This is a genomic window from Nonomuraea sp. NPDC052129, assembly GCF_040680095.1.
Lineage (GTDB): Bacteria > Actinomycetota > Actinomycetes > Streptosporangiales > Streptosporangiaceae > Nonomuraea.
On record NZ_JBFAVX010000039.1, the window covers coordinates 22211 to 34919 of the forward strand.

The 12709-nt window shown below is 67.6% G+C and carries 8 protein-coding genes; 5 read left to right on the top strand and 3 right to left on the bottom strand.

Translation table 11 applies throughout. The annotated features are described in order from the left end of the window. Nucleotides 1–26 precede the first annotated feature (26 nt). The gene (locus AB0L53_RS49855) at nucleotides 27–2948 is read left to right on the top strand and encodes a Tn3 family transposase (protein ID WP_364011024.1); all 2922 of its coding nucleotides are present in this window, start codon (nucleotides 27–29) and stop codon (nucleotides 2946–2948) included. Nucleotides 2949–2961: 13 nt separating this feature from the next. Here the strand turns inward: AB0L53_RS49855 and AB0L53_RS49860 are convergent, their stop codons facing one another. Beyond that, nucleotides 2962–3621: a recombinase family protein gene (locus AB0L53_RS49860; protein ID WP_364011027.1), complete on the bottom strand. Its 660-nt coding sequence runs from the start codon at nucleotides 3619–3621 to the stop codon at nucleotides 2962–2964. A 312-nt stretch (nucleotides 3622–3933) separates the two neighbouring features. Here AB0L53_RS49860 and AB0L53_RS49865 point away from each other — a divergent pair, with 312 nt between their 5' ends. The 3 genes from AB0L53_RS49865 to AB0L53_RS49875 all read left to right on the top strand — a co-directional run bounded on the left by AB0L53_RS49865 (nucleotide 3934) and on the right by AB0L53_RS49875 (nucleotide 6725). Then, nucleotides 3934–5061, top strand: a complete 1128-nt coding sequence (locus AB0L53_RS49865; RefSeq protein ID WP_364011030.1) for a hypothetical protein — start codon at nucleotides 3934–3936, stop codon at nucleotides 5059–5061. A 96-nt stretch (nucleotides 5062–5157) separates the two neighbouring features. Beyond that, complete coding sequence (locus AB0L53_RS49870) at nucleotides 5158–5409, top strand: hypothetical protein (RefSeq protein ID WP_364011033.1); 252 nt, start codon at nucleotides 5158–5160, stop codon at nucleotides 5407–5409. Nucleotides 5410–5627: 218 nt separating this feature from the next. Then, a complete protein-coding gene (locus tag AB0L53_RS49875; RefSeq protein ID WP_364011036.1) occupies nucleotides 5628–6725 on the top strand; it encodes a helicase-associated domain-containing protein in 1098 nt (365 codons plus the stop codon). Between the two features lie 143 nt (nucleotides 6726–6868). On the opposite strand, the gene AB0L53_RS49880 is transcribed toward AB0L53_RS49875, so the two are convergent. Next, nucleotides 6869–10903 (bottom strand): S8 family serine peptidase, encoded by a 4035-nt coding sequence (locus tag AB0L53_RS49880; protein ID WP_364011039.1) that lies wholly within the window; start codon nucleotides 10901–10903, stop codon nucleotides 6869–6871. 199 nt (nucleotides 10904–11102) lie between these two features. On the opposite strand from AB0L53_RS49880, the gene AB0L53_RS49885 reads away from it, so the two are divergent. After that, on the top strand, nucleotides 11103–11426 hold the full coding sequence (locus tag AB0L53_RS49885; RefSeq protein ID WP_364011042.1) for a bacterial transcriptional activator domain-containing protein: 324 nt from the start codon (nucleotides 11103–11105) through the stop codon (nucleotides 11424–11426). A gap of 685 nt (nucleotides 11427–12111) precedes the next feature. On the opposite strand, the gene AB0L53_RS49890 is transcribed toward AB0L53_RS49885, so the two are convergent. Beyond that, on the bottom strand, nucleotides 12112–12303 hold the full coding sequence (locus AB0L53_RS49890; RefSeq protein WP_364011045.1) for a hypothetical protein: 192 nt from the start codon (nucleotides 12301–12303) through the stop codon (nucleotides 12112–12114). Nucleotides 12304–12709: the final 406 nt, after the last annotated feature.

The following is a 12709-nucleotide window of genomic DNA, read 5'->3' on the forward strand; positions in this document are numbered from 1 at the left end:
GACGGTCGGGTGGAGGGCGGGTTCGGGTGCGTCGGGAGTGGGAGCCGGAAGAGCTGATCGCGGCGTGGACGCTGCTGGACGGCGACTGGGAGCTGGTGGGGAACAAGACGGGGGCGACCCGTCTGGGGTTCAGCCTGATGCTGAAGTTCTTCGAGCAGGAGGGCCGCTTCCCGCGGCACGTGGGTGAGCTGCCCAAGGCCGCGGTGGACTACGTGGCCGGCCAGGTGAAGGTCGAGCCGACGTTGCTGGCGGAGTACGACTGGTCGGGCCGGTCGATCGAGCGGCACCGGGCCCAGGTGCGGGACGCACTGGGGTTTCGGGAGTCGACCCGGGCGGATGAGGATGTGCTGGCCGAGTGGTTGGCGGACAAGATCTGCCCGATGGTGTTCACGGACGAGGGGCTGCGGGCGGCGCTGCTGTCCCGCTGCCGGACGTTGAAGATCGAGCCGCCGGGCCGGGTGGAGCGGATCGTGGGCGCGGGCAGGGCGCGGTTCGAGCGGGAGTTCTGCCTGCATGTGCTGAACGGGCTGTCGGCGGACTCGGCGCGGTCGCTGTGGGAGCTGGCCACGGGTGAGGACGGGTTCCTACTGGAGTTGAAGTCCGACCCCGGGCGGCTGGGGCTGGAGACGCTGCTGGAGGAAATCGTCAAGCTGCGGTGGGCCAAGGCTCTGGGGCTGGCGGTGGATCTGTTCGGCGGGTATTCGGATCGGCTGGTGGCCTCCTGGCGGGCGCGGGCGATGGCCTCGCATCCGTCGGACTTCGCGGCGAACCAGCCGCCGGTCCGGTTGACGTTGGTGGCCGCGTTGGCGTGGTCGCGGACGACGGAGATCACCGACGCGCTGGTCGATCTGTTCATCGGCCTGGTGTCGAAGATCAACACTCGGGCGGAGCGGAAGGTCGAGCGGGCGATCGAGGCCGAGGCCAAGAAGGTGCACCGCAAGACCGAGAAGCTGTTCTCGATCGCCGAGGCGTCGCTGCGGGCTCCGGAGGGCACGGTCCGGCAGGTGGTGTTCCCGGCGGTGCCGGGCGGGGAGGCGACGCTGCAGGCGCTGGTGGCCGAGGCGAAGGCGGACGCCAGGGCCTACAAGGCCCGGGTGCGGACGGTGCTGACCAGTTCCTACACCTCCTACTACCGGCGGATGCTGCCCAAGCTGCTGGCCGCAATCGAGTTCAAGTGCAACAACACCGCCTACCGGCCGGTGATGGACGCCGTGGACCTGCTGCAGCGATACGCCGACATCCCGAACACCACCCGCCACTACGACGCCGGCGAGAACGTCCCCATCCAAGGGGTGGTGCTGGACGGCTGGCTGGAAGCGGTCGTCGACGAGAACGGGGTCATCGAGCGGGCCTCCTACGAGCTGTGCGTGATCGTGTCACTGAAGGACGCTCTACGCCGCCGCGAGATCTACGTCGCCGGCGCCCGCCGCTGGCGCAACCCCGAGGAAGACCTGCCGACCGACTTCGAGGACAACCGCGACGTCCACTACGAGAACCTGCGCCAACCGCTGGACAGCAGCGTGTTCATCGCCACGTTGAAGGAGGCGATGCGCGCCTCGATGGCGGCATGCGGCCGGGCGGTCAGCAGGAACAAATCAGGCGGCGCAAAGGTGAAGACGCACCGCGGCGAGCCGCGCTGGCACATCCCCGACCTGGGCAAACTGGCGGTGCCGGAGAATCTGCGGGCGCTGCACACCGAGATCGCAGCCCGCTGGGGGATCATCGACCTGCTGGATTTCTTGAAGGAGTCGGACTTCGTCACCGACTTCACCGACGCGTTCACCACGGTCGCGACCAGGGAGGCGACCCCGCGGGAAGTTATCCGCAAACGCCTGCTGCTGGTGCTGTACGCGCTCGGCACGAATGTGGGGATCAAACGGGTCGCCGACGGCGGCCGCCACGGCGAGACCGAGGCGGCGTTGCGGGCCACCCGGCATCTGTTCGTCAACCGCGACAACCTGCGAGCGGCGATCGCGACGCTGGTGAACGCTACCCTGAGGATGCGGGATCCGCTGTGGTGGGGCAACGGGACCGCGTGCGCGTCGGATTCGAAGAAGTTCGGGTCGTGGTCGTCGAACCTGATGACCGAGTACCACGCCCGGTACGGCGGCCCCGGCGTCATGATCTATTGGCACGTGGACCGCAAGTCGGTGTGCGTCTACTCCCAGCTTCGCTCCTGTAACGCCTCCGAGGTCGCCGCGATGATGGAGGGCGTGCTGCGGCACTGCACCGACGCCACCATCGACCGCCAGTACACGGACAGTCATGGCCAGTCGCTGGTCGGGTTCGCGTTCTCCTACTTGCTGGGATTCAAGCTGTTGCCGCGGATGAAGAGGATCGCCCATCAGAAGCTGGTGAAGGCCGACGCCGATGACCAGGTCCCGTCCTGCCTGACCGGCATGGTGGCCGACAAGCCGATCGACTGGGAGATCATCGCTCAGCAGTACGACCAGATGGTGAAATACGCCACCGCCCTGCGGCTGGGCACGGCCGAGGCCGAGCAGGTGCTGCGACGCTTCACCCGCGGTGGCCCCAAACACCCCACCTACAAGGCCATCGAGGAACTCGGCAAGGCCGTCAAGAGCGTGTTCGTCGCCGAGTATGTCGCCTCGCAGGAACTGCGCCGCGAGATCCACGAGGGCCTGCAGGTCGTGGAGAACTGGAACTCCGCCAACACCGACCTGTTCTACGGCAGCGCCGGCACCATCCCGGGCAGCGACAAGGAGCATCAGGAGGTCTCCATGCTCAGCCTGCACCTGCTCCAGTCGGCGCTGGTCTTCATCAACACCTTGCTGGTTCAGTCCGTCCTCAAGGACCCCGCCTGGCAGCAGCGACTCACCGACGCCGACAAGCGAGGACTTTCGCCGCTGTTCTGGTCCAACGCCAACCTGTACGGCACGATCGACATCGACATGGGCCGCCGTCTTGACCTCGGCCTGGTCGCCTGACCCTTCCCGTCGATCACGCCGATGGCCGAGGCAGGACGCTCTGGCCGGGTAGCAGGTCGGCCAGGGCGGTTCGCACGGCCGCCCGGCTTACCCCATGAGCCCGTGCCAGGGCCGCGATCGAGGTGCCTTCGTGGAAGGCCGCCCGCACGTCCTTGCGCCGGTCACCGTCCAGCGCGGGGGGCCGGCCGCGGTAGCGGCCTTCGATCTCGGCGGCGCCGATCCCCTCGACGGTGAGCTCGTTCTGGATGTCACGTTGGAACTGGCCGACGGCGGTGATCACGTTGATGATGACGGCGGTGGTGGCGTCGCCTGCGGCCAGATCGTGGAAGTTCGACAGCGGTCCGGACAGGACGCGCAGGGCGACGCCGCGGGCTTGGCACCAGTTGCGGACGGCGTGGATGTCGAGCAGGTCGCGGCAGAGCCGGAACAGCTCCGAGACCGTCAGGGTGTCGCCGGGGTGCGCCTTGGCGGCGATCTTGCCGAACGCGGGCCGGTCGAGGGCGGGGATCTTGGAGGTGGTGGCGGGGTCCTCGAAGAGGAGGACGCCGTCGGCAGGCCGGAACCCCTCGGCGACGCCTTCGGTGCGCACGAGAAGTCCGGCCTCGGTGAGGATGTGGCGCTGCCGCAGCAGGGACTGGGTCGCGGTGGAGACGCGGGAGTAGACGATCTGCACCGGGCTCTCCTCGGGAAGGGGTTGGAGCCCGATTTTCCTGTCGGAAAATCCTGTCGTCAATTCGGGTGCGAAACCGGCCATCCGACGTCACGGTTCGTCACTCGATGTCCGGTTTTCGAGAGGACTTCCGGGCCTAATCAGAGGGTGTCGTTAAATCTTCTAAATCCGACACCCATCCCACGTAGACTCACAGCGAGATCAAGACCTACCGAGGGTTGGGACGCGTCGGGAGCGCAGTGCCAAGGATGAGGCGCAACGACTTCGTGGCCATGAGACTGAGTCCTGGTCCGGCCTTGCCTAGAATGCTGCAACGTGACCGAATTCGCGCAGGTTCTTGAGCGCTGGGGCGAAGCCGCTGACGTCGCAGTTGCGGACGAGCCGACGGCTCGGCGAATCGCGGAGGTCTTTATTGAGCGGGGCTATACCCAGGTCTTGCTCACCCCTTGCACCTACCGCGGCCGCTGGGGTGAGGAACCAGGCTGGCGTGTCCTGGCGTGGGACGACGGGCCATATCCCGACGACGACATCGAGTGGTGGACAGCCGAGGAGCACCGGTTCGTTGTGCGGCTGAAGGACGCCTACGGTGTCCGCCATCCGAGTCCGCCGGAACTCGGCTCCCTCGACGGGCTGCTCGTCGACCGGACGATAGAGGACGTGCGGGAGTTCCGTATGGCGTCCTTCGCTCACACCCCGCCCCGAGCCCAGCGCGCCGTGGTCCCGCGGCTGCTGGACCAAGGACCCCCATCGCTGTCAAGCGAGGGAGAACCGATCACGCTCACCGGACTGGACGACGTCGACTGGTCCTCTCTTGACCACGCATACGGCTCTGCAGATGACACGCCCGACATCCTTCGAGCGCTGGCTGCCAACGATGAGGGCTGGTCAGACGCCGTGCATGAGTACTTCAGCGCCATCGTGCACCAGGACACCGTGTATTCGGCAACGGAGCGCACCATCCCGTTCCTGGTGCAAATCGCACTCTCGCCGAACATCCTCCCCGAACGCCGTCTCGAACTCCTTCGGCACCTGCTCTACATCGCCTCCCAGAACGCCTGGGCGCTCTCCGAGCCCGATGGCGACAGCCCGGGGGCCCTGACGGCCCGGGCCGTTGCCGATGCCGTCCCCGACCTGCTGGCCTTGTGGCAGCTATCGCCGCAAGCCCACAAAGCCCGGCTACTCCTTCTGGCCGCGCTCAACCCGTCGGCAGCCACGACGCACCTCAAGCAGTTCACCGATTTCCGAGCCACCTTGGACGGACCAAGCCCCACTCTGGACCTCGCCCTTGCGCTCATCTCCCAGGACGAGCCCCGCGCTCAAGACATCGCCCTCCAGACCACCACCTGGGATGTCCGAACCCCGGACTACCTCGCCGAGAATCTCCCCCTCAACGCCCGCCTGATCAACGTCCTACTCCACCTCGCTGGAGACGAGCTGGGCTGAGCGGAACCACCTCAAGATCAATTTCTACTTTAAGGGCTGGGGACATGTTCGGGAGCGGAGGGCCTGTTCCGCTGCACGGAGTGCGGGGTCTATGAGGTGGCGGCACGCGACACGGACGGACCGATCAAGCCGTGCACGGGCCTGGTCGGCTACGGCGGTGACATCGAACGGGTCTACCTGCTGCTGACGGAGAACCTGGCGCTGCCGTACAGTCATGCGGCGCTCCTGGCGAGGGAGGTCCGCAGCACCGGCATTGGCCGAGCGCCGTGGTTCTCCTGGCGCAATGGGAGGCTGTTGGTCGAGTCGGCTCCCGTGTCGTCGCTGAACTGGCGCGCCGGATCGAACTGATCACGTCTTCCGCCGATGGGCGGCAGGTGCCGGCTGTCTCCTCGGTTGACCACCTCACCGCAGAGGCTGGCCGAGCCATCATCACGGAGAACTACGCGGCATACGTCGTCGAATACGGCGAGGCCGGGTAGTTACGGGCCGCTACCTGGCGGCTGGGGACATATTCGGGAGCGGAGGGCCATCAACGACGGATCTCCAGCCTCGACCATGACGACCGAGTGCCGCCCGAGGACGTCGTATCGGCGGTGCTGGCCGAGGCCGAACGGCTGGGCCTGGTGGTGCGCGGCGCGCTCACCCCGCTCGGCGACGCGCTCGCCACCGGCGGCCCGGCCGCGCTGAGCGACCTGGCCGAGCAGATGTGGCAGGTCACCACCACGGCCACCATCCAGGCCGACCACACCGTCATCGCCACCGGCCTGACCGCCCCCGACCTGACCGCCCTGCTCGACAGCTGCGCCGACCTGGAATCCAGCGACCCGCACGCCCGCATCTGGCGGCTGAGCCCGGCCAGCGTACGCCGCCACCTGGACACCGGCGCCACCGCCGACGACCTGCTCACCGCACTGCTCGCCATCGCCCCCGCCGGGATCCCGCAGGTCGTCCGCTACCTGATCAGCGACGCCGGACGGCGGCACGGAGGAGACGTGCGCGTCAGCGCGGGCGTGTGCGTGGAAACAGCCGATGAGGCCACCGCCGAGCAGATCCTCACCGACCCCATGCTGGCCAGGTTGCACCCGCGCCGGGTCGGCTCATGCGCGCTGTTGTGCGCCGGCGACCTCAACACCGTCCTGGCCCAACTGCGCTCTGCCGGGTATGCGCCGATCGCGCAGACCATCCAGGGATCTCCTCTGCTGTCCGCCCAGCGTTCCGCTCGGCCGTCACCCTCGGGGGGTGGCGCCCCCGATACGGCCGGTCAAGCAACGCCGGCAGGGACACCCTCCGTCAGCCGGTCCGCAGCGTCTCCTCTCGATCAGCTCGCGATCCTGATCGACGACTCAGACGGAGAGGAAGCGCTGCAGGGGACGGCGGCTGAGCTTTCCGCGGCCGCGCCCATCCTGTCCGCCGGCGACTGCCGCACCCTGGCCAGCGCGATCACCGACCGGTCCGCGATCGTGATCGAGTACAGCGCAGCGTACGGCACCGTAACGGCCACCGTCCGCCGCCCCGGGCTGGAGCGCCGTTACGGTGCGATGCGGCTGATCTCGCTGCGGACCAACGGACAACCAGACCACAAGACCGATGTGGCGCTGAACCAGGTCGAAAGAGTGCTCCCGCACAGCCCCAAGACGTCTCGGGCACGGCGAACCAGCTCGTGAACGAAGTACAGGATAGTGCCGGAGACCGCGCCGACTGCGAAGCTTCGCCGTCGGGGAGCTGATGTCGCATGAGCACACTCCCCTCTGACGGGACTTCACGCGGATCGCTCCTGACGGGACTGGGCGGCAGGGGACTCCTGCTCTCAAATCTGCTCGCGTTCCAGGTCCTCCAGTGAGAGCCCCGCGTCGGTCAGCCGCCTGCTCAACAGCTCGACGAGCTCTTCGTCCTGCTGCACGACCCTCCACGCCTTACGCCGCCTGACCTTAGGCTCCTCGCCCTCCTTCGGCTGGTACCGATCGCCGCCGCGCCAGAGCGCGACCGTCCGGACCGATTCGCGGGTGAACTGCGTCCCGCGCATGGTCTTACCCGTCGCCTGGAACAGCACTGTCCACACCCCGGGCAGGGCCGCGACGAGCGCCTCCTCGAACACGCCGGGCGCGGCCTCCGGCAGCGCGACGGTCGCGGCCGCACCCGTCGGGTCGGTGACCACCGCCCGCACCTCAGCGCGATGCGACATTGGGACGTCGTACTCGGAGAGCGTGACGCGGAGCCGCAACTCGGCGCCTGGCTCGAAGGAGTCCTGCCGGACCTCGGCTTGCATGCGCAGGTCCGAGGACGCGTGGACGAGCAGCGTGCCCCACAGCCCATCGCGGAGGATCTTCCGAGCGTCTTCGCGGCTGAGCTTGCCGTCTGCGGAGATCGCCTCCCTGACGGCCTGTCCCGACAGGTGGAACCGTGCCAGCCACTGCCCAGCGTGTGGGCCTGCCCCGATGGGGACCGGCAGCGTCAGCCGGTAGTACTCGACCTGATCGGCAAGTTTGAAGTAGTTGCGTCCGGTCAGCGTCGACACGAAGGCGGGGTCAACCACGTCCCCGTCCGGCGTGATCAGAGTCATCTCCACCAGCCAGGGGTGCTGCGTCAGGAACATGACGTCGGTGACGAAGTCCGTCTCGGCGAGGAGGAAAGGCACGTCCACGGTGGTGTCTGGGGGCACGGTGACCGGCGGGTCCACGACGATCTGGTCGTTCTTGACACCGGCGAGGACTTGCAGGAAGTACTTCGCCAGTTTGTAGCGGCTGTCGGTGTTCAAATCGTCGGTGAGCAAGCAGAAGCCGCCGGTGCCGTTGGTGACGCCCGTCAGGGTCGCCGGACGGATGTTCTCCGCCCGGCCGAGTGCCACCGCGTAGGTCCGGTCCGTGATCGACGGCGCCACGTCGGAGATGAACTTCAACCTGTTCTCGTAGCCGTCGGTGAAGACCACCGTGGCCTTGAGATCGTAGTCCGAGACCGGGTTGAGCTCGCTCTGTCCCAGCTCGATACCGTCACCGATCGACGTGGCGCCGTTGATGTTGACCGCGAACGTGGTGACAGCGGAGCGCACGGAGTCTCGGACGGGGTCGAACAGAGTGGGCTCCGCGAGCGGTCCGGCGGGCGGGGACACCACCGTCGAGGCGTCGTGATCGAAGCCGACAATGCCCACGCCGTCGCCTTCGTGGACGGCCTCGACGAGGATTCCGGCGGAGTAGCGCAACACGTCGATCCGCTCGTGTGTGTCGACCCCCGACGAGGAGCTCATCGACCCGGAACGGTCGAGGACGAGCATCACGCAGGCGGTCTTGCGCGAGACGCTGTTGGCGGTGATCGGAATGGTCCACTCCTCGCCGGTCTCGTTGTGGCGGACGGTGATGCTGTCCGATGCGCTGGTGCCGGGCGCGCCCCCGGTGAACGCGATCCACAGGTAGCCCTCCTGCAGCACGGCGTAGTTCGCCGTGCCGCTGAGGCTCTCGGTGGTACCGACCGGCATGCTGAACGGCGAGGCGGGTGCGGTGACCGTGGAGAACGTCGACGGGTAGAGGCTGTGGACGTCCCATCGGACGGCTCGGAACGTCGTCTCGCCCTCGGGCACGTCGAGGAACTCGATCCGGTCGGTGACGAGGTCGACCGTCCACGCCGCGCGTCGCACCGCCGCGGCGGCGTCGATCCGGCCAACGCCGTACCACTCGCTGAAGAACGGGCCCTGGTACGCCGGGTCGCTCGAGATGCGCCCCGCCACGTCCCGCCAGCGCCCGACCGCGTCCGTCTGACCCGTGTCGATCTTCAGCGCGGTCGCCCGCAGGATGTCGCCGACCTGATACCAGGCCAACTGCGGGTTGACGGAGTACATGAGCGCCGCGACGCCCGCCGTCTCGGGAGTGGCGTAGGAGGTTCCGCCGAAGTCGGTGCGGTACTGCCGTGGCGCGAAGGCGACGGTCGTCCCGTTGGCGAAGCCGGCCGGCAGTGCCATGTCAAGGGTGATTCGTCGCGTGCCCGCGTTGATGGCCACGATGGTCCGGCCGCGGGAGGCCGTGTTGCCCACGGGCCCGATCAGCGCCGAGCCGCCGACCACCGCGCCTGCGACGCTGGTCACATCGATTGTGGTGGCTCCCGCCCCGCTCGCGGCCGACAAGGTCGTCGTCGTGGCGGCCTGTCCGGGAATGGCGGTGCCTCGAGGGGTCGTGCGGTGCGTTGCGGTGAAGGCCCCGAATTTTTGCGGCGGGTTGTGGCTCGCGGGGCGGCTGTCGTTGGACGGCGCGCAGAAGTCGACCGTCGAGCCGAAGTTGCTGTAGGTCGCCTTCACCTCGGTGACACCGTCGTTAGCGAGGGAGGACGCCGCGACCCCGTAGCAGCGACCGTACATGCTCCACGGCCGACGGTTGGTGGTGTCGAGGTCGACGTTGTCGTTGCCGGCCGAGAAGAACAGGGCGGTGCCCCTGCCGCCGCGTCCATGGTCGGTCACCGCGTCAAATGTGTCCTGCATCAATAGAGAGATGGGGCTGTCGACACTGAAGCCGAAGCTGTTGGTGATGACGTCCACGCCGTCGGTGAGCTGGGCGGGGAAGCCGCTGGTCGAGCTGTCGGGATCGAGACCGGCGAGCCACAGGTACATCTCGGAGTAGCGCACCTCGTCGCCACCGCGCCTGGCGGAGATGAGGTGGCAGTTGCCGGCGACACCCGCTATACCCTCGCCGTTGTCCGTCGCTCCGGTGGCCGCAGAGGCGCAGCACATGCCGTGGTCCGACCTGATACCGGTGTTGGTCGCGTTGTTGTTGGCCACCATCCTGTTGAAGTCGAACAGCTGCGCGATCTTCGCGGTGCCGTCGGTGAGGGTGACCGCGACGCTCGGGTGCCCGGCGTCGATGCCGTTGTCGACCACCGCGATGGTGACCGCCGGGTCGCCGAAGGTGGCGGTGGCGTTGAGATCGCGCAGCACCTGCCAAGCGTCCGGCAGCCCGATGAGGCGGTGACTCCACTGCTGCGGGAACAGGAAGTCGCCGGGCGTCACGGCGTCGTCCTCGACCGTCGTCACGAGGTTGGGCTCGGCGTATCGCACGCCGGGTTCGGCGGCGACCGCGTCGACAAGGTCAAGCAGCTCGTAGCCAGCGCCGGTGGGCGACCGGAAGACATACGTCCGGGGCAGGGCGCCGAACCGCTTGACGACCTCGAGACCGTGGCGGGAGGCGACCTCGTCGGGGTCGACGTCGTCGCTGAGGAAGGACACGACCATCGAGTCGGTGAGGAAGGAGGCGCCGCGATCGGTGAGGGCGACGAGCGCCCCGATCTGCTCGACGCCCTCCAACCCCATCGCCCGCTCGTTGAGGCGGCGCACGGCCTGGTCGAGCCGCTGAGCCCGGCCCGGCGACACCTCCCGGACCACGTTGTCCGGCTCGTCGCTCTCTTGGCGCAGCTCCGGCATCCGCAAGACCACGACCTGCTCGTCGTCGAAACGGATCAACTGCGAGGCGTCGCCGTTCAGCCTCTCGACATCACGCACCGTGTCGTCCTGCCCGGACGGACGGCTGAGCCGTACACCGACGGCGTCCACGACGGGCCGGAACGGGACGCGCACCCGGCCCCGATTGTAGTGCGGCCATCCGGCCGGTCCCAGGACGAACTGCTCGACGCCGTCCGAACGCGTGGGGTAGCCGCCGCCGATCTCGCGGGAGTCGGGCGCGTAGCCCTGGGCGATGACGACGATGGCGGCCGGTTCCAAAGGGGAAACATCGAAGCGCGCCTGCCCCTTGCGGTCCGTGGTGACCGTCACCTGCTCTCGGGAGTTGTCCAACCGGGTCACCCGGGCGTCCACCACAGGCGAGCCGTCGTGGGACGTGACCGAGACCATCAGCGCCGATGCGTTCATACCTAGCCCCCACGTCTGTCAGCATTTTGCGCGAAGCCGGTGATACGGATGACACCAACACTATGCGATGAAAGCTATACAGACAGTGACCGGCGCAATGGCCAAATGTCGGCCCACCAGAGGTGTAAAGGCTGGCACGCCCTCGCTGTACGGCCACGCTGTGGCGTCCGCGCCAGATACGTCGACGTGGATTTCGGCGATGCACGCCCTGGAGGCGCTGGCTCGCCGACTGTGTCGGCTTGGCCGCCACCTTGACGCACTCGAGGCCGCCTTCGCCGCGATAACCGGAGAACCGTTGCGCGAGTCCGCGCATGCCGCCTTGATCGAAATCTTCCTGGCCGAGGGCAACGTGGCCCAGGCGCGCCGTCAGCTTGAGCGGTACGCGGCCCTGCTGTGGTCGGAGATGGCGATCAGGCCCTCGGCCGAGCTGACGAAGGTCGTCGCGTCCCAGAGGAGCCCGCGCGCCCCCGTCCCGGAGGGCTCGTATGGGGTGCGGACCACGGCGTGGGGCGCCGACGGCTAGCGGGCGTTCGATCATCCGCATCACGCTGGTCAGCCTCGACGCGTAGCGCAGGTCCGTAGCGTAGCCGGCCGCGACGCCCGCACGTGCGAACGCGTACGGGTCGTTCAGGTGAGCAAACGCCAGCGCGTACCGTTTTTTGTTCCGCAGGAAGGCGAGCCGTATGCAGAGAACCCCTCGGCCGGTGACCCGTAGGCCCGGAACCAGTCCTTGACGACGTAGTCGTACTTGCCCGTCCGGCCTGTAGGATCCGCAACTCGGTGTCGGATGGCAACCTCTGGACCTGCGCTTAGCGGCGAATCCGCATGATCTGTCGGACCTGACCATCCGCGCGGGCGTGTCGAATCCTCTCGCCATGCGATCTGGTCGGGACGCTGAGGTGAGAGCGCCGACATTCAGCCCCTGCCGGTCCGTCTCGGCATGTCGAATCCGACAACTACCTGACACGGAGGCGCGGATTTCGACAGCAAAACGCGGATCCTACACGGCCGCAGGGGCTCGCCGAGCCAACAGCCCGTTACGATCGTTATCTTGGGTAGTCAAGCGAAATAGCTGGTCAGTTGCTTGAAGGCCTGTCCGGGCACGTTAGGCAAGTAGCCTGGCCGCGGCTGCAGCGCCGGCGCCGCTGCTCGATTCGCTCACGTACTCGGTGAAGACGGCGAGCGAGGCGCTGGCCGCCGCCGTGTGACTATCCGGTGCCCAGAGAGACGCCCGTCGCCCTGGCCGTCTCGGGGCTCTGAGTGTGCCGGAACGGAAACGTACGCCAAGGCCTCCGGGTCAGCGCGCCGACCCGCTCGCAGAACTCCCCGAGGGCGTCGCCACCTGCCCACTCGGCCGCCAGGGGGCGGCCTTCTTGGACGTCGTGCTCTGCGAAAATCATGCGAACCCCTCACCGGAGCGGGCTGATGGATGAGCACGCAGTGTAATCATTTGCGTACCGATGCTTGCCGAATCTTCAGGTTGACCAGCCCTTCAGGTCATTGATTATCGTCGCTGCCCGAGCGATATTTCCGGGGAAGGTTCTGCATGGTCAGGGAGGTAGGCATGGCAGTTGTTAGGGACAAGAGCCCCGAGGCCATCGCCGATCTCTACGAACGGTGGACGCTCGACGTCGTCCTCTGCCTCGGGCCAGCCTGCGCGGTGCTCTGCCAGGACAACCCGCAACAATTCAAGGCCGTGCCCCCGGCTGTCCTCACCACCCTCGCCGACCTGCGGTACCGCACTGGCTACGACAGTTCCTTCCTTGCCGAGCAGCAGCGCAAGGGGATGCTTGTCCCGCTGCTCGG